Source organism: Pseudoxanthomonas helianthi (genome assembly GCF_017939625.1).
GTDB classification, from domain to species: Bacteria; Pseudomonadota; Gammaproteobacteria; order Xanthomonadales; family Xanthomonadaceae; genus Pseudoxanthomonas_A; species Pseudoxanthomonas_A helianthi.
Genome location: NZ_JAGKTC010000002.1, coordinates 91,175 through 110,679, shown reverse-complemented (window position 1 = coordinate 110,679; position 19,505 = coordinate 91,175). Strand labels below are relative to the sequence as shown.

The window sequence follows — 19,505 nt, the reverse complement described above, 5'->3', positions numbered from 1 at the left end:
AACACTCGATGAAACCCTCCGACAACACGCCGCAGTAACGCACTCCGACCTATCCAGGGCCCAACAACTCTGCCGGAGACTTCCGATGCCGTCCCGACGCAAGCGCGATTTCCCGGTCGATCAGGTCCGCCGTTTCCTCGAACCCGGCCCGGTCGTGCTGGTCAGTTCGGCCTGGAACGGCGAGCGCGATGTCATGACGATGGGCTGGCACATGATGCTGGGCTGGGACCTGGTCGGCACCTACATCTGGGACGCGAACCGCACCCACCACCTGGTCCGCAAGAGCCGCGAATGCGTGATCAACCTGCCGACGGCGGACCTGCTGGATACCGTGGTCCGCATCGGCAATTGCAGCGGACGCGAAGGCGACAAGTTCGAACGCTTCGGGCTGAAGACGACGGCCGGCGAAAAAGTCTCGGCGCCGCTGATCGACGCGTGCCACGCGAACTTCGAATGCGTGCTGCACGAGATGCGCAACACCGACCTGTACAACCTGTTCGTCTGGCAGGTGGTGAAGGCGCATGTGGCGACTTCGCCGAAGCTGCCGAGGACCGTGCATTACCGTGGCGGCGGACGCTTCATGCTGTCGGGCGAGGAAGTCTCGCGGCGACGCCTGTTCAAGCCGGAAATGCTGGACGAATGAGCCCTTCCCCTGCGCGGGGAAGGGCCCGGGGCCATCAAAGCGACTTCGCCGCGTCGACCACGTGCTCGGCGGTGATGCCGAAGTGCGGGAACAGCACCTCGGCCGGCGCCGAGGCACCGAAAGTGTCGATGCCGATGGTCGCGCCGTCGAGGCCGACGTACTTGCGCCAGAAGCCGGTCACGCCGGCTTCGACCGACACGCGCTTGCGCACTGCCGACGGCAACACCGATTCGCGGTAGACCGCGTCCTGGCGATCGAACACGTCGGTCGAGGGCATCGACACCACGCGTGTCCGGATCCCGGCCGCATCCAGCGTCGCCTTGGCCTGCACGGCCAGGCCGACTTCCGAGCCGGTGCCGATCAGGATCACGTCGGGGGCACCGCCTTCGGCATCGGCCAGCACGTAGCCGCCGCGTTCGATCAAGGCCACCTGCTGCGCGCTGCGCGGCTGGTGCGGCAGGTTCTGGCGCGAGAACACCAGGCAGCTCGGACCTCCGCTGCGGGTGATCGCGGCCTTCCACGCCGCAGCCGACTCGACCGCGTCGCAGGGACGCCACACGTCGTTGTTGGGGATGTAGCGCAACGCGGCGAGGTGTTCGACCGGCTGGTGGGTCGGGCCGTCTTCGCCGAGGCCGATGGAGTCGTGGGTGTAGACGTGGATCGAATGCGCCGGGATCAGCGCGCTCATGCGCACGCCGTTGCGCGCGTAGTCGCTGAACACCAGGAAGGTGGCGTCGAACGGAATGAAACCGCCGTGCAGGGCCAGTCCATTGGCGATGGCGGTCATGCCGAACTCGCGCACGCCGTAGTAGACATAGTTGGCGTTGGCGTCGTCGCTGGCGACCGACTTGCTGGCCTTCCACAGGGTCAGGTTGGAATGGGCCAGGTCGGCCGAACCGCCGACGATTTCCGGCAACAGCGGCGCGAACGCCTCGATGGTGTTCTGCGAAGCCTTGCGCGATGCGATGGTCTGGCCGTCGGCCTGCACCTTGGCGATGAAGGCGTCGGCCTGCGCGACGAAATCGGCCGGCAGCTCGCCGCGCGTGCGGCGGGTGAACTCGGCGGCCTGCTCCGGATACTGGGCGGCATACTGGTCGAAGCGCTGGTTCCACTCGGTCTCGCGCTGCGCACCGGCGGCCCTGGCGTTCCACGCGGCGTAGATTTCGTCGGGAATCTCGAACGGCCCATACGGCCACTCCAGCGCCTCGCGGGTGGCCTGCAGCTCTTCCTTGCCCAGCGGCGCGCCGTGGCTGGATTCCTTGCCGGCCTTGTTCGGCGAACCGAAGCCGATCGTGGTGCGGCAGCAGATCAGGGTGGGCTTGTCGGTCGACTTCAGCGCGGTGTCGATGGCCTTCTTGATCTCGACCGGATCGTGGCCGTCGACGTTGCGGATCACCTGCCAGCCATAGGCTTCGAAACGCATCGGCGTATCGTCGGTGAACCAGCCGTCGGTGTTGCCGTCGATGGAGATGTGGTTGTTGTCCCAGAACGCGACCAGCTTGTGCAGGCCCCAGGTGCCGGCCAGCGAGGCGGCCTCGTGGGACACGCCTTCCATCAGGCAGCCATCGCCCATGAACACCCAGGTGCGATGGTCGACCAGGGTCAGGTCGTCGCGGTTGTAGCGCTGGGCCAGCAGCTTTTCGGCGAGGGCGAAGCCGACCGCGTTGGCGAAGCCCTGGCCCAGCGGACCGGTGGTGGTTTCGACGCCGGGGGTTTCGCTGCGCTCCGGATGGCCGGCGGTCTTGCTGTGCAGTTGGCGGAAATGCTTCAGCTCTTCCAGCGGCAGGTCGTAGCCGCTCAGGTGCAGGGTGGCGTACTGCAGCATCGAGCCATGGCCGTTGGACAGCACGAAGCGGTCGCGGTCGACCCAGTGCGGGTTGGCCGGATTGTGCTTGTAGTAGTCGTTCCACAGCACTTCGGCGATGTCGGCCATGCCCATGGGCATGCCGGGATGGCCGGAGTTGGCGGCCTGCACCGCGTCGGCGGCGAGGAAACGGATGGCGTTGGCGAGCTGGCGGCGGGTGGGCGTCGTCATGGGGGCGGGGGTGGGCGGCGGAAGCGCCTATTGTCCCACACGCCTGCCCGGCCCTGCCGCCCAATAGATGCGAATCCCGGTAGGGCGGGTCTTGACCCGCCTTCAGCAGCAACTCGACGTCTTGCGAGGCGGGTCAAGACCCGCCCTACCCTTCACCGACCTCAATGCCCGGCCGTATCCGGCACTTCCGGTACGTCCTCATCGGCCACGCCGCTGCGGTTGGATACCACCACCGCGGTGGCCAAGTCGCCGGTGACGTTCAGCGAAGTGCGACACATGTCGAGGAAGGTGTTGACGCCGAGGACGATGCCGATGCCTTCCGGCTTGATGCCGATGATCCCGCAGATCATCGCGATCACCGGCAGCGAACCGGACGGGATGCCCGCGGTTCCGATGCCGCCGAGGATGCACAGCACCAGCACCATCAACTGCTGCGGCAGGCCCAGGTGCAAGCCGTAGACCTGGGCCAGGAACAGCACGGTGATGCCTTCGAACAGCGCGGTGCCGTGATGGTTGGCCGAGGCGCCGACGGTCAGCACGAAACGCGAGACCTTGCGCGGCAGCTTCAGGTTCTCTTCTGCCACACGAAGGGTCACCGGCAGGGTCGCGGTCGACGACGCGGTGGCGAATGCGGTCAGCGAGGCTTCCTGGGTACCGCGGAAGAACTCGCGCGGACCCATGCCGCCCATGAACTTCACCCACAGCGGCAGCACCACGAAGCCGTGGATCGCCAGCGCCAGCAGCACGGTGACCACGAACCACAGCAGGCTCTGGATCACGTCCCAGCCCAGCTGCGAGGTCAGGTTGAACATGAACGCGGCCACCGCATACGGCGCCAGGCGGATGAACAGGCCGATCAGGTGCATGCAGATTTCGAACAGGCCCTGCAGCGCGTTCTTGAACGCATGGGTCGCCGGCGTCGGCTTCATCACCAGGCCGATGCCGATCATCAGCGCGAAGAACACGATGCCCAGCTTCTTGCTGTCGTCGCCCATCGCGCCGACGATGTTGTGCGGCACGATGTTGACCAGCAGGTCCATCAAGCGCAATTCGTTGCCCTTGCTGATGATTTCGCCGGTCTTCGCATTGCTCATCGCGCGCTCGACCAGCGAGGCGTCCATGTGCGTACCGGGCTGGAACAGGTTGACGCAGACCAGGCCGATGAGCACGGCCGCCGCCGTCACCACGGCGGTGTAGATCAGGGTCTTCCAGCCGAGCCGCCCGAGCGAGGCGATGTCGCCCAGTTCGCCCACGCCCAGCACCAGCGCCGAGAACATCAGCGGCACCACCAGCATGAACAGCAGGTTGAGGAAGATCTGGCCGAACGGCCGGGTCAGGTATTCGGTCAGCGATTGCACCCAGACCGCATCCGCGGCCGTGGCGTGCACGACCAGGCCCACCACCGTGCCCAGCACGAAGCCCAGCAGCACCTTGATGTGCAACGGCAGGCCAGGCTTCTTCGGTTCGGGAGCGGTATGCATGCGGCGTTCTCGCGGGCAAAAAGACGCGGCAGCTTAGCAAATCGGGGGCTTTTCCCCTTCTCCCACCGGGCGAAGGTGCCCGAACGGCGGATGAGGGCTGAAGACCCGCTTGCCATGCAGCCAGTCCCGCGTCCGCAGGCTCCCGCCTTCATCGGCGCTACGCGCCACCCCTCAGCCGCTGAGGCAGCTTCGACCCGGTGGAGAACGACGAGTTTCAGCGCTCCGGATACAGCGGCGGCAACGGTCCCGGTTTTGCGACTTTCGCCGCCCGCCACACAGGTCCGTTGCGGAACGCGGTACGCAACGCGGCGCGAGCCAGCGGACCGTCGCCGTCGGCCCAGCGCGCGCGGCGCAACTGCTCGACCGCCTCGCGCTGCGAGGGTTCAGCCAGTTCGGCCAGCACCGCATCCAGGTCGGCCAGCGGCGGCGCGTGCATGCCGCGCAGCACCCCGCCGATTTCATCCAGGGTGCCGGTATCCAGCGCGCGTTTCAGGTCGCTGGCCGCATACCACGGCGCGACCACGGCATCCGTCTCCGCCGACGCGCCAAGAGGCAACGCCCGCACCGGGGCTGGATGGCGACGGCGCGACAATGCCCACAACAGGGTCAGCAACCACAGCAAGGCGAAGCCCGCCGCGAGCCATGGCCACACCTGCGCCGGCACGCGCGGCGGAAGCGTCGCCGCATCCTCGGATTCCGGCGCGGACGAATCCTGCGCAGGCGGCAGTCCGGCCGTGGACATCCCGCCGCCAGGCGCCACCGCGAGGGTGAGGTCCGGCAGCGACGCGACCTTCGCCGCGTCCGCGCGCACATCCCACCACGACAGGCGCATGCCCGGCACGCGCAGGTTGCCCGGGCGCGACGGCACGATGGAGAAGCGCCGGGTCGCCTTCACCCGCGGCACGCCATCGACGAAGGTTTCGTCGAACTGCGGCGTGTCGGCGAACACCTGTGCGCCTGGCACCGACGGCGCCGGCAGTTCCGGCATCTGCGCCTGGGTCGCGCCTTCGGCCACGGCTTCGACGGTCAACGTCGCCGCTTCGCCGGTGCGCGCGGCCTGCGCGGCGCCGGCGTAACGCAGGCGCAGGTCGCGCAACGGCAGCCACGGTTGCGGCGCATGGGCCGGTTGCGCCTGCACGTCGAGCACGCGCGCCTGCCCGCCGATGCGCACCGGCTCGCCGCCGCCACCGAAGAACGCGCCGAACAGGTCGCCGTTGCTGCGCCCCTGGAACTGCGGCGCGGGGATCACCAGGCGCCCGCTGCGTTCGGGGACCAGCACGTACTGGCGCTCGGCGACCTTGTATTCGCGTCCGCCGACGATCCGCGCCGAGAATCGGTCCTGGCCGACCTGCTGCATCGACGCACCATCCGGCGTATCGATGCCGAAACTGCCGCTGGCGATGGCGTCGGTGTAGTTGAAACGCACGGTCAGGCCGACACTCTGCTGCACGTAGGGCTGCGTGTCGTCGACCAGGGTTTCGAAGAAAGCAACCGAGCGGTCCTGCGACGCCGGCTGCGAGCCGGCCCCCGCCGCACTGACCTGCACCACCACCGGGCGGGAGAATTCGTTGCCGACGCGGATCGCCGGAATCGTCACCTGGCCCTCACGCCGCGGCACCAGGGCGATCGCATAAGTCGTCTTCGCCTTGACGCTGCCATTGACCCACTGCACCGAGCGGCTGCTGGACTGGTCGGCCAAGGTGAAGTCGCGCATCAGCGGCGACAGGTCGGGCGCGGCCGTGGCCTGGTCGGTTTCGATGTTCAACACCAGCTCTTCGCCGACGCTGCCGCGCCCGCCGTCGACCCATGCACGGGTTTCGGCCTGCGCCGTGGCGACAGCCGCAAGCGCGATCGCGAACATCAGAAACAACCGTCGCATCATCTTCCTTCCCTCTGCCGGCGTTCGTATTCCAACCGGAACTTGGCCCGCAGCAAGCCACCCGGATCGTCGGGCACGCGGCGCAACCAGGCTTCGACCGCCTGCCGACGCTCGCGCTGCTCGGCCGTTTCCACGGGCGCGGCTGTATCGCCATTGGCGTTCTTCTTCTCGCCCGGCTTCGTGGCCTGCGCCATCGCCTGCTGCATGCGCTGCTTCTGTGCCGCATCGGCTTCGCGCTGCGCTTTCTCGTTCTCAGCTTGCACGGGTTTGTCCGCAGGCTGCCCGCCGTCGCGGTCCTGCTGTGATTTGCTCTGTGGGCCCGCCTGCTGGTTGCCGGAACCCGATGGCGATTTCGATTCCCGTTGGCCCGGCTGATTCTGCTGCGCTGATGGGTTCTGCTGCTGTCCTGGCTTTTGCTGCTGCGAATTCTGTTGCTGTTTACCCCGGCCGCTTTGATTCTGCTGCTTGTTCTTGCCTTGCCCGTTCTGCTGCTGACGCCTCCTCGCCGCCTCGACCGCCTTCCTGTTGGCGATGGCGTCGTCCATGCCCGGCTGCTGCCTCAGCGCTTCGTCGTAGGCTGCGATCGCCTCGTCGTAACGACCCTGCTTGGCCAATGCGTTGCCGCGGTTGTACGCGCCGTCGGCGCCCTGCATGTCCGAAAACGCCTTTTCGGCCGAAGCGAAATCGCCCTTGCGGTACGCCTGCGCGCCCTGCTCGATTCGCGCATGCTGTCGCTGGTCGGCACGTCGCCACCAATCGGTGTCGGCCGCACGCGCCGTCGGCGCCAGCGGCATCATCAGACCGAGCACCAGCACGGCGGCGACACCGTTGCGACGGAACGCAAACAGGCCCAGCAGCAACAGGGGCGGCAGCAGCCAGTACCCTTCGTCGAGCCAGGCCAGGCCCTTCTGCCCGCGCGCGGATGCGGCTTCGCCCGCCTGCGGATCGAGCACACCCAGCGCACGCAGGTCCGCATCGCCGGGCACCAGCGTCGCGTATGCGCCGCCCCCGGCCGACGCCAGCGCGCGCAGCGAAGCGGCATCGAGGCTGGCGTGCTGGAAACGTCCCTCCAGGTCGCGATAGGCCGCGCCGAGCGCGGTACCGACGCCCAACGCCGACACGCGATAACCCTGCAGGCGCAGCTTGGTCGCGGCGGCGAGCGCCGAGGCGTCGGCGTGGTCGCCGACCAGCAGGATGTCGCCGCGATCGAAGCCGGCCTGTTTCAGCAAGCGCGCGGAATGGTCGAGCGCCGCTGCGGCATCCTGTCCGTCCACCGGCATCACGTCGGGCTCGAGCGCGTCGAGGAACAGCGCGACGTTCGACGCATCGTCGGTCAGCGGCGCTACCGTGAACGCCTCGCCCGCATACGCGACCAGCGCAACCTGACCGCCGGCGCGTTCGTTCAACAACGTCGCCAGCTTGGCGCGCACCTGCAGCAGTCGCGAGGGCGGCAGGTCGGCCGCGCCGATCCGCGGCGACATGTCCAGCGCGACGACCAATGGCGTCTGCGATTGCCACAACGGCTGTTCGCCCTGTCGCCAGCTGGGCCCGGCCCACGCCAGCACGCCCAGCACGTAACCGAGCAGGCCCAGCCATGGCGCGCCGGTTCCAAACAGTCCGCGCGCGGTCCCATCGCCACGCTGCAGCAGATGCGGCAACAGGTGCGGATCCACGCTTTCGCGCCAGACGTTGTCGCGCCGTTGGCGCAAGCGCCACAGCCACCACAAGGCGGGCAGCGCCAGCAACGCCCACAACCAGTGCGGACGCAGGAAATGCAGGCCGGCGAGCAGCGCATTCATGCGCGTCGCCCCGGCAATGCGAGGGCCAGCAATGCCGCCAGCATCGCGCCTGCCAGCGGCCACCAGTAGCGCTCGATCCGCGGGCGCACCTTCTGGCCTTCCTGCCGCACCGGTTCGATGCGGTCGAGTTCGCCATAGATACCCGCCAGTTCCTCGGTGTCCCCGGCGCGGAAGAAGCGGCCGCCGGTCAGCTTGGCGATCTGCTGCAGCGTGGCTTCGTCGATTTCATCGTCGCCTCCCGGCACCGGCAGGCGAAAACCGAACAGCGACATGTCGCCGCCGCGCCCGCCGAAGGCGATGGTGTGGATGCGGATGCCCTGCTGCGCGGCGACTTCGGCGGCCTTGACCGGATCGAGCAGGCCGGCGGTGTTCACACCGTCGGTCAGCAGGATCAGCACGCGCTGGCCTTCCGGCTGCGCGTGCAGGCGTTTCACCGCCAGGCCGATGGCATCGCCGATCGCGGTTTCCTGTCCCGCCAGGCCGACCACGCTGTCGCGCAACTGTTCGCGCACCGAGTCGCGGTCCAGGGTCAACGGCGTCATCGCGTAGGCACGCTGCCCGAACACCAGCAGGCCGACGCGGTCGCCGACGCGGCGGTCGAGGAAATCGGCCAGCACCGCCTTCGCGGCGGTCAGGCGATCGACTACTTCGGCGCCCAGTTCCATGTCCGGCTCGTTCATGCTGCCGGACAGGTCCACCGCCAGCATCAGGTCGCGCCCGCTCTGCGGTGGCGCCACCGCTTCGCTCAGTTCCTGCGGCCGCGCAGCGCCGAAACACAGCAGGAACCACGCGAGCCACGCCAACCACCGCACCCGCATCCGGTAACCGCGCACGCCGGCTCCGGCGATGCCGTCGAGCTTGTTGCCGTAAGGCACCTTCAACGCAGCGGAGCCGCTGGAGCGCGCCGGCAACAACCAGGCGGCGAGCCACGGCAACGGGAAGGCCAGCCACATCCAAGGCCAGGCGAAACCGCCGAACAGATCGCGCAGCGCCTGCAGCCAGTCGGGGATCATCGCTGCCCCGCCATCAGCTCGAGGAAGCGCGTGCGCGCCACGGACTTCACGATGGCAAGTTGGTTTTCGTCGACGTCGCGGCGATAGCCGCCATCGAGCAACCGGCGGCCGGCGCCCTCGGTGAAATCGCTGCGCGGTTTTTTCCTCGAAGCATCGCCATCGAGGAAACGCAACCAGGCCTCGCCTTCCAGCGTGTCGGCATGCGGATCGACCTTGCGCGCGGCGCGGCGCAGCAATTCGGACATCGCGGCGACCTGCGCACTGGCCAGTGGCAGGGCGCAGGCTTCGTCGAACAGCTTCTGCCACGCCTGCAACCGCTTGCGACGACGATGCGACCACGCCAACAGGACCAGTGCGGCCGCGAATACCGCAGCCAAGACGATCCACCAACCGGGTGCAGGCGGCCACCACGGGGGCGCCGCCGGCACATGAACGTCGCGCAGGACGAGTTGGTCGGGCTGCGCCATCACGCCACCTGTGCCGGCGCGCGACCGAGCAAGGGCAACCATGCCTCGCTGTTCGCGTCGGTCGACAACGCGAACACGCGGACGCCGCGCGACGGCAGGGTCTCCAACGCGCGTTCCATCGGTACGACGAATTCGTTGCGCCATTTCTGCCGCTGCGCGGCGTTGCCGAGGTCGAGTTCGACCCGATGGCCTCCGCTGGCGAACGGCAGCACCGACTTCGGCGGTTCCCGTTCCAGCGCATCGGTCAACAGCAATACCACCACTTCATGATGCGCAGCCAGTTGCGGCCAGCGCGATTCGGGAATCGCCGCGATGCTGCGCGGATCGGCCAGCACGACCAGCCGCGATCCCGGCCGCAGCAGGCGACCAGCGTTTTCCAGCGCCGTCGCAAGGCCGGCGTCGTCCGCCGGCTGGCGCGCATACCAGCGCACCAGCGCATCGAGTACGCGCAAGGCACCGCGCGCGCCCGCGGCCGGCGGCACCGGTGCTTCCGCGCGCGTGCCGCGCAACGTCGCGACGCGATCGCCATCGCGCACCGCGGCCCACGCCGCAACCGCACCGGCGCGCGCCGCCTGCACCGACTTGAAACGCACGCGGGTGCCGAAATACAACATCGGCGACGTGTCCGCGACGATCAGGGTCAGGCGCTCGCGTTCGGCCTGGAACAGCTTGGTATGCGTACGCCCGCTGCGTGCGGTGAGGCGCCAGTCGATGTGGCGCACGTCGTCGCCCGGAACGTACTCGCGCGACTCCGCGTATTCCATGCCGCGCCCGCGCAGGTTCGACGCCGCCGGCCCCGCCACCCCATGCCGTCCCTTGCGCGCAGGCCGCGGCCGCTGCGCGACTGCGCGCAACGCAACCAGTTCGGCCAGAGTTGGGGTGATGCCCTCAGGCATGGACTGCTCCAACGCACGTGCTGTCGCTGTTGCTGTTTTGCTCCTGATTTAGGGCCCCGTCCGCAGCGGCGGAGCCGGTGGGTAAACCCCGCAGGGGCGGCGCACAGGGATGTGCGCCGTTTTCGGAAGGGGCAGGATGCCCCGTCCGAAAATTCCCGCCGGCTCCGCGAACCCTTCGCGCAGCGAAGGGCGAGAGGCAGGGTGTGCTTTCTTTGGTTACTTTCTTTGCACAAGCAAAGAAAGTAACTCGCGCGTAAGCGCGAAAGCTCTTCAACAGCCGTAGGCTAGTCAACACTTTCGCTTCATGCCAGGGCAAAAGCCGATCCCTCACTACGTTCGGAACGGCAAGCGAAGAGCGATTCCCGCCTTCGCGGGAACGACGAGCGAAAACAAAAGCGCGAAAGGCCACCGGATTCACGGCAGCGGCACTTTCTCGACCAGCGCTTCGACCAACCTGTCGCCATCCCAGCCCTCGGCCGTCGCCTCGTAGCTCGGCAGCACGCGATGGCGCAGCACGTCCGGCGCGATCGCACGCACGTCCTCCGGCGTCGCGTAATCGCGCCCCGCCAGCCACGCCCGCGCACGCGCGCAGCGCTCCAGCGCGATGGAGCCGCGCGGACTCGCACCCCAGGCGATGCGCCGCGCCAGTTGCGGGTCGTAGCGCTTCGCGTCGCGCGAAGCCAGCACCAGCTCGACCAGGTAGCGCTCCAGCTGCGGCGCCACGTGCAGATCGAGCACTTCCCGCCGCGCGGCGAAAACGTCGTCAGGAGTCAGCTTGTCGGCGACGGTCGCGGCACCGGATTGCAGCGATTCGCGAGCGCGTTCGCGGGCCAGGCGCAGGATCTCGGTTTCCGCCGCGGCTTCCGGGTAGCCGATGCGCACGTGCATCAGGAAGCGGTCGAGTTGCGCTTCCGGCAACGGGAACGTGCCTTCCTGTTCGATCGGGTTCTGCGTGGCCATCACCAGGAACAGCTGCGGCAATGGATAGGTGTGGCGGCCGACGGTGACCTGGCGTTCGCCCATTGCCTCGAGCAAGGCCGACTGCACCTTGGCCGGTGCGCGGTTGATCTCGTCGGCCAGCAGGATCGGATGGAAGATCGGTCCGGGCTGGAATTCGAAACGTCCGTCCTGCGGGCGCCAGACTTCGGTGCCGGTCAGGTCGGCCGGCAGCAGGTCGGGAGTGAACTGCACCCGGGCGAAATCGGCGTGCAGGTGCGAGGCCAGGGCGCGGATCGCGGTGGTCTTGGCCAACCCCGGCGCGCCTTCGACCAACAGGTGGCCATCGGCCAGCAGGGCGATCAGGAGGCGCTCGACCAGCGCGGACTGGCCGACGATCGTCTGCGAGAGGCTGTCGCGGAGTTCCTGGAAACGTCCGTGCAGGCGGGAGGCAACAGGCAATTCGGGGGGCGTCGACGTGTCCACGGCGATCCATCGGGGGGAGACAGGCCGATTTTGACCGAAGCGCGCCGGATTGGTTCGACATACGGCACGGCGGATTCAGCTTCAAGCCACCGAGCAAAAAGAAACGGGGCCATGCGGCCCCGTTTCGTTGCAGCTTTCACGTTTTCCGCTCAGCGACGCACGCGGTCGGCGCCGGCGGTCTGGGCCACGCGCATGATCTTCGGGGTGACGAAGATCAGCAGTTCGGCCTTGTCCTTGCTGCGGCCACGCTTCTTGAACAGGTTGCCGAGGATCGGGATATCGCCCAGGAACGGGACCTTGGACAGGCTCTGCTGGTCCTTGAACTCGTACACGCCGCCGATGACCACGGTCTGGCCGTCGTCGATCAGCACTGCGGTGTTGATCTCGCGGGTGGCGATCTGCGGCACGCTGCCGATCGAGGTATCGACGAAGCCCTCGATCTCGTCCTTCTTCACCGCCAGGTTCAGGAACACGCGGTTGTCGTTGGTGATGGTCGGGGTGACCTTCAGTTCCAGCACCACGTCCTTGAACTGCACGCTGGGCAGCGCCTGGCCGCCGGCCGCACCGGTACCCGTCTGGGTCACATAGCCGACCTGCGAGCCTTGGCGGATCACCGCTTCGCGCTGGTTGCTGGTGACGATGCGCGGATTGCTGATCACTTCGCCGCGGCCTTCTTCCTGCAGCGCCGACAGTTCAACGTCGAGGTAGTAGCCGGCATTGAGGATGGTGAAGGCCAACGCCGCGGGACTGTTGCCGATGAAGCTGCCCACCGCCGCCGGGAGGTTGAAGTTGGACGGCGTGGTAGTGATCGTCGAGTTGGCCAGGACGGGGCGCGGTGGCACAGGAGTGCCGGCAGCAAGGGCCGCGTCACGGGCAATTTCCCAGCTGCGGATCGAATTGGCGTTGGCGATGTCCGTACTGATGATCGAATTGCGGTTGGCATGAGCCGCATCGAGGTTGCCGCCGAAACTGACGTTGTCCTTGGAGCCGCTGATACCGAACTTGGCACCCAGTTCGCGGGCAAAGGTGTCGTTGGCGATGACGATGCGGCCCTCGATCAGCACCTGGTCGACCGGACGGTCGATCACGCTGACCAGTTCGCGCATCTGCGCGACCTTCTTCGGCGTGTCGCTGATCATCAGGGTATTGGTACGCTCGTCCGCGACCAGACGGCCACGCGGCGAGAGGAAGCCATTGTCGTTGCTATTGCTGCCGCTGCCTCCGCTGCCGCCGATGCCCTTGGCCTCGGTCAGCGCCTTGTAGATCGCGTTGGCGCTGTGGTAGTTGATCTGGATGTAGTCGGTCACCAGCTCTTCGCGGTTCTCGATCGCGATGCGCGCGTCTTCCTTGTCCTGCTCGAACTTGGCCAGCTCCGCCTGCGGAGCGACCCAGACCACGCCGCCATCGCGCCGCTTGTCCAGGCCCTTGGCGCGCAACACGATGTCCAGCGCCTGGTCCCACGGCACGTTCACCAGGCGCAGGGTCACGTTGCCCTGCACGGTGTCGGAGGCGACGATGTTGAGGTTCGACTCCTCGGCGATCAGCTGCAGCACGGTGCGCACCGGCACGTCCTGGAAGTTGAACGTCACCGGCTTGCCGCGGTAACCCGTCTGGCCAGAGGCCTTGGCGCCCGCCGTGGAGGCGGCGCCCGTAGCCGGTGCCGAAGCGCGCGGCGCGATTTCCACCACGTACTCGTTGCCGGTCTGGTAGGCCAGCGATTCGTACGGCCCCCGCACGCTCAGCACCAGTTGCGCGCCCTTGCCGGCGTTGTGCGCGTCGATGCGCTGCACCGGGGTGGCGAAATCGGTCACGTTGAGCGGACGTTGCAGTTCAGCCGGCAGGCTGGCGTTGCCGATGTCGACGACCACGCCCGATTCCTGGTTGCGCAGGTCGGGGGCGGCGCCGCTGCCGTTGAACTTCAGGATCAACCGGCCGGAGCCGCCATCGCCGCGCTTGAAGTCGATGCCGGCCACCGAAACGGTACCTGCGACCTGCTTGGTCGGGTCGCCCTTCGATATCGGCGCAGTTCCCGGCGTGGCGGCGATGGCCGTGCCGGCCAGCGACAGGGCCAGCGCGATGCCCAGCCCGCAGGCCCGCATGATCGCCCTGTTGCGTCGGCCGCCTCGCGGGGTTTCGGTCAGGAAAACAGTCATCGTGCTACCCCCAGTCATTGATCTTCCAGTGCGATCGAGGCCGGGCGTTCCAGCCAGCCGCCTGCGCCATCGGGCACCAATTCCACCAGCTCGATACGGTCTTCGTACACGCCCGTGGCGCGACCGTCGCTCTGCCCCAGATACGATCCCGGCCGCACCCGGTAGGTCACCTTGTCGGGCGCCATCACCAGTGCCACCAGCCCGGCCCCCTTGCCGATGGTGCCGACCATGTCCAGGCTATCCAGCGGATACGATTCCAGGGCTTCCTTGCGCCGGTTCGGATCCGGGCGCAGGCCGCCGGTGTCGCGTTCCTGCCATTCGTCGCTGAACGGGTCGCGCATGTTCTGCGCGGAGTATTCGAAAGTCTCGAACTGGCGCATCACCGGCAACGGATCCAGCGGCGGCGCCGGTCGCGCACGCACTTCTGCCACCCATTTCTCGAGGTTCGACGCCGGATCCGGCCCGCTGGTGAGGCTGCGGGTACAGGCCGCCAGGCCGATGGCCAGCGCGGCGAAGCCCGCGACACGCGCCATGGAACGGAGGTTATTCGCCTGCATGCTCACGCGCCCCCCTGCTTGCCGGCCGGCGCCGCTGCGGCGGGCGCCGCCTCGCCCGGCTTCGGCTGCGCCTGTGCCTGCGCGGCGGTTTCTTCTTCATCCAGGTAACGGTAGGTCTTGACCGTGCCGGCGAGTTCCAGCGGCGTATTGCCGGTGATCCTGTTGCCGGCCTTGGGCTTCAGCGAGATGTCGTGCATGGTCAGGATCACCACGCGCGGCAAGGAGGCCACGCCACTGACGAACGCACCGAACTGGTGGTAGCTGCCAACCATTCGCAAGGCGATCGGCCGCTCGGCATAGAACTCGCGCGGCGTCTCCGCACCCGGCTGGAACAACTGGTTGGACAGGCCCGTGGACAGCGCGGTCTGCGAGATGTCGACGATCAGGTCCGGCATTTCGGTCTTGCTGGGCAGCTGCCGCAACATCTGCTGCAGCACCTGCTCCATCTGCGCCAGCTGCTGTTTCAGCGGCTGCAGGTTGGCGGCACGGCCCTGCTTGGTTTCGAATTCCATCCGCAGGTCGGCTTCCTGCCGCTCCAGCCCCTGCAGCTCCTCGCGCTTGCCCTTGATCAGCAGCAGCCAGGCCATGACCAGGATGAACAGGCCGACCAGTACGCAGAACACGATCTTGGCCTGCTTCGGCCAGCCGCCGATGTTGTTAAAGTCCAGGTCGCTCAGGCGGAATTTCTTCTGGCTCATGGCTTCTTCTCCCCCGAGGCGGGCGCGGCCGGGGCCGGCGGATTGGCGGGGGCAGGCGCCGCGGTTGCCGCCGGGTTCGCGGCAGGCGCCGGCGCGCTGCTGCCATCGGCGGCCGGGGTACCCGCTGCCGCTTCAGGATCGGCTTCGCTGGGATTGGCCAGCTTGACCTTCAGGTTGAACATGTAGGGCAACGCCTGGCCCGGGCGGGTCAGCGCCGCGGCCGGCCCTTCGATGGCCTTGGCCTCGATGATCGACAGGTCGGGATTGGTCATCCAGCCCGAACGCTCCAGGGTGCGCATGTAGTCGCTGACCCGCGCATTGGACTGCGCACGTCCTTCCAGGGTCAGGATGTCGCCTTCCTGCTTCAGGCTGGTCAGCGCCACTCCGTCCGGAATGGTGCGGACCAGCGAATCGAACAGGTGGACCATCTGCGAGCGGTTGGCCTGCAGTTCCTCGATCACCTTCTTGCGCGCCAGCAGCCGGTCCTTCTGCTTGTCCAGTTCCTTGATCTGCTCGATGTCCTTGTCGACCTTGGCGATCTCGCCGCGCAGGTATTCGTTGCGGTCGTTCTGGCCGCTGATCTGGGCGCCGTAATACAGCCAGATCAGCAAGGACAGTGCCACGCCCGCCAGCGCCGCCATGCCCAGCCAGCCGTAGAACTCGCGTTGGCGTTGCTGGCGGCGCTCTGCGCGCCAGGGCAACAGGTTGATCCTGGCCATCAGTCGAAGCTCCTCAGGGCCAGTCCGCAAGCGATCATCAGCGCCGGCGCATCCTGGGCCAGCGCATGGGCCTGCAGGCCCGAACCCAAGGACATCTGCGCCAGCGGATTGGCCACCTGGGTGGACACGCCGAGCTGGTCCTCGATCATGCGGGCCAAGCCATCGATCGAGGCGCAACCGCCAGCCAGCACGATCTTGTCGACCCGGTTGTATTCGCTGCCGGCGTAGAAGAACTGCAGCAGGCGGCTGACCTGCTGCACGGCAGCCTCCTTGAACGGCTGCAGGACTTCGGCGTGGTAACTCTCGGGCAGGCCGCCCAGGCGCTTGGCCTGGCCGGCTTCCTCGTAGGTCAGCCCGTAGCGGCGCATCACTTCGTCGGTCAGCTGCTTGCCGCCGAACACCTGTTCGCGGCTGTACAGACTGCGGCCGCCGCGCAACACGTTGAGCGTGGTCATGGTCGCGCCGATGTCGACCAGCGTGACCAGGGCGTCGTGCGGCAGGGCCAGGTCGTTGGCGACCAAGGCGAATGCGTTCTCGATCGCGAAGGCCTCGACATCCATGACCTTGGCGGTCAGCCCGGCCAGCTCCAACGCCGACTGGCGCAGCTCGACGTTCTCGCTGCGCGAGGCGGCCAGCAGCACCTGGTTCATTTCGGGGTTGTTGGGCATCGGGCCCAACACCTCGAAATCGAGGTTCACTTCCTCGATCGGATAGGGAATGTAGTTGGCGGCCTCCAGCTCGACATGGGCCTCGAGGTCGTCCCCGTCGATGTCGACCGGCACCGGGATCACCCGGGTGATCACCGCGGAGCCCGCCACGGCGGCCGCGGCGGACTTGCTTCGCGTTCCTGAACGGGTCACCGCGCGGCGGATCGCCTCGCCCACGGCCTCGACCTCGACGATGTTCTTTTCCACCACGGCATTGGGCGGCAACGGCTCGACCGCGTAGTGGTCGACCCGGTAGCGGTTGCCCGCGCGCGACAACTGCAGCAGCTTGACCGCAGTCGAACTGATATCAACGCCGATCAGCGGCGCCTGACTTCTCGGAATAAGCCCCACGGTTTTCCCCCTTCCGACGGGCACAACGACGTGCTTGCATGCACCGGGCCATTACATAACGGCCCGCTGAACTCTGGCAATCACTCAAACGCTGCGCAACGCCACCATCGGTCACAAAAACGAACATCAATAGCGCGAAACCCCGCCGCCCGCCGTCCCCGCTCGAGCACTCCGCCCCTATCTTCCCTAATTTATACTCTCTTGTCCTGAGAACGAAAAGCTCATCCATGCCCCGTCTCCGACGCCTGCTGCGCTGGGCAATCTACGCCGGACTCGCTCTGATCCTGATCGCGGCCATCGGGCTTGGGGCCATCTACTACGCAGTGTCTTCCAAGCTTCCCGACGCGCGCACCCTGCGCAACGTGGAGCTGCAGGAGCCCCTTTACATCTACGCCAGCGACGGCCGCCTGATCGGCCTGTTCGGCGAAACCAGGCGTTATCCCGTGGCCATCGCCAACGTGCCGGCGCGGGTCAAGCAGGCCTTCATCGCGGCCGAAGACGCCGATTTCTACAAGCACAACGGGGTCTCGCCCAAGGGCATCAGCCGCGCGATCTGGCAGATCGTCACCGGCAAGGAAGGCCGCGTGGCCGGCGGCAGCACCATCACCCAGCAGGTGGCCAAGCAGGTCTTCCTCAGCGGCGAATACAGCTATACCCGCAAGCTGCAGGACATGCTGCTGGCCATCCGCATCGAAAAGATGCTGAGCAAGGACGAGATCTTCGAGCTGTACCTGAACAAGAGTTTCTTCGGTAACCGCGCTTACGGCGTGGCCGCCGCGGCCGAGTTCTACTACGGCAAGCCCCTGGACCAGCTCACCCTGGCGGAAACCGCCACCCTGGTCAGCTCGCTCAAGTTCCCTTCCAGCGGCAATCCGATAAGCAACCCGGACCGCAACCACGAACGCGTGGTCTACGTGCTGGACCGCATGGTCGAGGACCGCTACATCACCCCGGCCGAAGCCGCCCTGGCCAAGGCCGAGCCGATGCACGCCGCGCCGCACGAGCGGCCGGTCGAGGTCTATGCGCCGTACGTGGCGGAAATGGTCCGCCAGGAAATGGTCGCCCGCTTCGGCGGCGACGTGCTGACCAAGGGCTACCACGTCACCACCACGATCGACCCGGTGGCACAGCAGGCCGCCGACAAGGCGGTGCGCGACGGCCTCAGCCTGTACGACCACCGCCACGGCTGGCATGGCGTCGAGCAGCATTTCGACCTGCCGGCGGACGCGGACGCCAAGGCACTGGCGGAGAAGCTGATCGGCATCCCGCCGCAGGCCGGCCTGTTGCCCAGCATCGTGGCGAAGGTCAACGCCGACGGCGGCGCGACTGTGGTCACCGCCGACGCGCGCGAGATCGCCCTCCCCGCTTCGGCCAGCAAGTGGACCGGCAAGACTCCGGCCGCCCTGCTCAAGCGCGGCGATCTGGTACGGATCGAGGCCGGGGCCCAGCCCGGCGAATTCACCATCGACCAGGTACCGCAGGCCCAGGCCGCGCTGGTGTCGCTGGACGCCAACAGCGGCGCATTGAAGGCGATCATCGGTGGCTACAGCTTCGCCGGCAACAAGTTCAACCGCGCGACCCAGGCGCGACGCCAGCCGGGCTCCAGCTTCAAGCCGTTCGTGTACGCGGCGGCGTTCGACAAGGGCTTCAACCCCGCGTCGATCGTGCTGGACGCGCCGGTGGTGTTCCGCGACCGCCGCGGCCACATGTGGCGGCCGCAGAACGACGGCGGCGGTTTCTCCGGGCCGATGCGCCTTCGCGAAGCGCTGGTGCGTTCGAAGAACCTGGTTTCGGTGCGCCTGCTCGACAGCATCGGCGTGGATTTCGCCCGCAAGTACATCAGCCAGTTCGGCTTCGCCGAGAACGAGTTGCCGCCGAACCTGTCGATGTCGCTGGGCACCGCCTCGCTGACCCCGATATCGATGGCGCGCGGCTACGCCACCTTCGCCAACGGGGGCTCGCGGATCACGCCTTGGTTCATCGCCGAGGTGAAGGATCGCGAAGGCAACGTGATCTTCAAGGAGAAGCCCGCGCTGGCCTGCCGCAGTTGCGGCCTCGCCATCAACGGCACGGTCGCGCCGGTCAGCAACGTCGTCGATGGCTTCGACCTGGGCCCCGCGGGCTCGGCCAAGCCCAAGCCTGCCGCCGACGCGGCCAAGCCGAAACCGGTCGCGCCGGCGAAGCCGATCGACCCGGATGCGACCAGCGCACCGCGCGCCATCGACGAACGCACCGCCTACCAGCTGGTGTCGATGATGCGCGACGTGGTGCTGCGCGGCACCGCGACCGCGGCGCGCGTGCTCAACCGCGAGGACGTCGGCGGCAAGACCGGCTCGACCAACGATTACCGCGACGCATGGTTCGGCGGTTTCGGCGGCCCATATGCGACCGTGGTCTGGGTCGGCCGCGACGATTTCCGCAGCCTCGGCCGTGGCGAATACGGTGGCCGTGCCGCGTTGCCGATCTGGATCGACTACATGCGCGTCGCGCTGAAGGACCAGCCGGTCGCGCAGAACGAGCCGCCCGACGGCATGGTCCAGCTCAACCTCAACGGTGCGACCGAATGGGTCAAGGCCGAGGATCTGGACCGCATCCAGAACTTCGACGACTTCGGCCCGCAGGATGCGGTGCCGGACGAAGAGGCGTTCGACATCTTCTGATCGGAGCAGGCCGCGGATGGCATGC

The 19,505-nt window shown here is 67.4% G+C and carries 15 protein-coding genes; 2 read left to right on the top strand and 13 right to left on the bottom strand.

What is annotated here, in order from left to right; genetic code table 11:
• Positions 1-85 precede the first annotated feature (85 nt).
• Complete coding sequence (locus tag J5837_RS08205; RefSeq protein WP_210536294.1) at positions 86-643, top strand: flavin reductase family protein; 558 nt, start codon at positions 86-88, stop codon at positions 641-643.
• Positions 644-677: 34 nt separating this feature from the next.
• Here the strand turns inward: J5837_RS08205 and tkt are convergent, their stop codons facing one another.
• The 13 genes from tkt to J5837_RS08140 form a co-directional block, all read right to left on the bottom strand.
• Positions 678-2,678 (bottom strand): transketolase, encoded by a 2,001-nt coding sequence (gene tkt / locus J5837_RS08200; protein ID WP_210536293.1) that lies wholly within the window; start codon positions 2,676-2,678, stop codon positions 678-680.
• A gap of 161 nt (positions 2,679-2,839) precedes the next feature.
• Positions 2,840-4,159 (bottom strand): dicarboxylate/amino acid:cation symporter, encoded by a 1,320-nt coding sequence (locus J5837_RS08195; RefSeq protein WP_210536292.1) that lies wholly within the window; start codon positions 4,157-4,159, stop codon positions 2,840-2,842.
• A 214-nt stretch (positions 4,160-4,373) separates the two neighbouring features.
• Positions 4,374-6,038, bottom strand: a complete 1,665-nt coding sequence (locus J5837_RS08190; protein WP_244755842.1) for a BatD family protein — start codon at positions 6,036-6,038, stop codon at positions 4,374-4,376.
• Positions 6,038-7,855 (bottom strand): VWA domain-containing protein, encoded by a 1,818-nt coding sequence (locus J5837_RS08185; RefSeq protein ID WP_425504840.1) that lies wholly within the window; start codon positions 7,853-7,855, stop codon positions 6,038-6,040. The genes J5837_RS08190 and J5837_RS08185 overlap by 1 nt, the downstream gene beginning before the upstream one ends.
• On the bottom strand, positions 7,834-8,850 hold the full coding sequence (locus J5837_RS08180; RefSeq protein ID WP_210536289.1) for a vWA domain-containing protein: 1,017 nt from the start codon (positions 8,848-8,850) through the stop codon (positions 7,834-7,836). Before J5837_RS08180 ends, J5837_RS08185 begins: the two co-directional genes overlap by 22 nt.
• Positions 8,847-9,317 (bottom strand): DUF4381 family protein, encoded by a 471-nt coding sequence (locus J5837_RS08175; RefSeq protein WP_210536288.1) that lies wholly within the window; start codon positions 9,315-9,317, stop codon positions 8,847-8,849. Before J5837_RS08175 ends, J5837_RS08180 begins: the two co-directional genes overlap by 4 nt.
• On the bottom strand, positions 9,317-10,213 hold the full coding sequence (locus J5837_RS08170; protein WP_210536287.1) for a DUF58 domain-containing protein: 897 nt from the start codon (positions 10,211-10,213) through the stop codon (positions 9,317-9,319). Before J5837_RS08170 ends, J5837_RS08175 begins: the two co-directional genes overlap by 1 nt.
• Positions 10,214-10,627: 414 nt before the next feature.
• Complete coding sequence (locus tag J5837_RS08165) at positions 10,628-11,641, bottom strand: AAA family ATPase (protein WP_210536982.1); 1,014 nt, start codon at positions 11,639-11,641, stop codon at positions 10,628-10,630.
• Between the two features lie 143 nt (positions 11,642-11,784).
• On the bottom strand, positions 11,785-13,788 hold the full coding sequence (locus tag J5837_RS08160; protein ID WP_425504832.1) for a type IV pilus secretin PilQ: 2,004 nt from the start codon (positions 13,786-13,788) through the stop codon (positions 11,785-11,787).
• A gap of 14 nt (positions 13,789-13,802) precedes the next feature.
• A complete protein-coding gene (locus J5837_RS08155; RefSeq protein WP_210536285.1) occupies positions 13,803-14,321 on the bottom strand; it encodes a pilus assembly protein PilP in 519 nt (172 codons plus the stop codon).
• 26 nt (positions 14,322-14,347) lie between these two features.
• Positions 14,348-15,043 carry a type IV pilus inner membrane component PilO gene (locus J5837_RS08150; RefSeq protein ID WP_210536284.1) on the bottom strand — a complete coding sequence of 232 codons (696 nt, stop codon included), beginning with the start codon at positions 15,041-15,043 and terminating at the stop codon, positions 14,348-14,350.
• Entirely contained in the window at positions 15,040-15,762 is a 723-nt protein-coding gene (locus tag J5837_RS08145) for a PilN domain-containing protein (protein WP_210536283.1), read from the bottom strand. Before J5837_RS08145 ends, J5837_RS08150 begins: the two co-directional genes overlap by 4 nt.
• The gene (locus J5837_RS08140; protein WP_342345519.1) at positions 15,762-16,820 is read right to left on the bottom strand and encodes a pilus assembly protein PilM; all 1,059 of its coding nucleotides are present in this window, start codon (positions 16,818-16,820) and stop codon (positions 15,762-15,764) included. The genes J5837_RS08145 and J5837_RS08140 overlap by 1 nt, the downstream gene beginning before the upstream one ends.
• A 227-nt stretch (positions 16,821-17,047) precedes the next feature.
• Here J5837_RS08140 and J5837_RS08135 point away from each other — a divergent pair, with 227 nt between their 5' ends.
• Entirely contained in the window at positions 17,048-19,480 is a 2,433-nt protein-coding gene (locus tag J5837_RS08135; protein ID WP_210536281.1) for a penicillin-binding protein 1A, read from the top strand.
• The last annotated feature ends 25 nt before the right edge of the window (positions 19,481-19,505 follow it).

What these genes read in the sequence shown, in the direction of transcription:
- J5837_RS08205 (WP_210536294.1), top strand. Translation starts at nt 86, where the DNA reads ATGCCGTCCCGACGCAAGCGCGATTTCCCGGTCGATCAGGTCCGCCGT.
- tkt (WP_210536293.1), bottom strand. Translation starts at nt 2,678, where the DNA reads ATGACGACGCCCACCCGCCGCCAGCTCGCCAACGCCATCCGTTTCCTC.
- J5837_RS08195 (WP_210536292.1), bottom strand. Translation starts at nt 4,159, where the DNA reads ATGCATACCGCTCCCGAACCGAAGAAGCCTGGCCTGCCGTTGCACATC.
- J5837_RS08190 (WP_244755842.1), bottom strand. Translation starts at nt 6,038, where the DNA reads ATGCGACGGTTGTTTCTGATGTTCGCGATCGCGCTTGCGGCTGTCGCC.
- J5837_RS08180 (WP_210536289.1), bottom strand. Translation starts at nt 8,850, where the DNA reads ATGATCCCCGACTGGCTGCAGGCGCTGCGCGATCTGTTCGGCGGTTTC.
- J5837_RS08175 (WP_210536288.1), bottom strand. Translation starts at nt 9,317, where the DNA reads ATGGCGCAGCCCGACCAACTCGTCCTGCGCGACGTTCATGTGCCGGCG.
- J5837_RS08170 (WP_210536287.1), bottom strand. Translation starts at nt 10,213, where the DNA reads ATGCCTGAGGGCATCACCCCAACTCTGGCCGAACTGGTTGCGTTGCGC.
- J5837_RS08160 (WP_425504832.1), bottom strand. Translation starts at nt 13,788, where the DNA reads ATGACTGTTTTCCTGACCGAAACCCCGCGAGGCGGCCGACGCAACAGG.
- J5837_RS08155 (WP_210536285.1), bottom strand. Translation starts at nt 14,321, where the DNA reads ATGGCGCGTGTCGCGGGCTTCGCCGCGCTGGCCATCGGCCTGGCGGCC.
- J5837_RS08150 (WP_210536284.1), bottom strand. Translation starts at nt 15,043, where the DNA reads ATGAGCCAGAAGAAATTCCGCCTGAGCGACCTGGACTTTAACAACATC.
- J5837_RS08145 (WP_210536283.1), bottom strand. Translation starts at nt 15,762, where the DNA reads ATGGCCAGGATCAACCTGTTGCCCTGGCGCGCAGAGCGCCGCCAGCAA.
- J5837_RS08135 (WP_210536281.1), top strand. Translation starts at nt 17,048, where the DNA reads ATGCCCCGTCTCCGACGCCTGCTGCGCTGGGCAATCTACGCCGGACTC.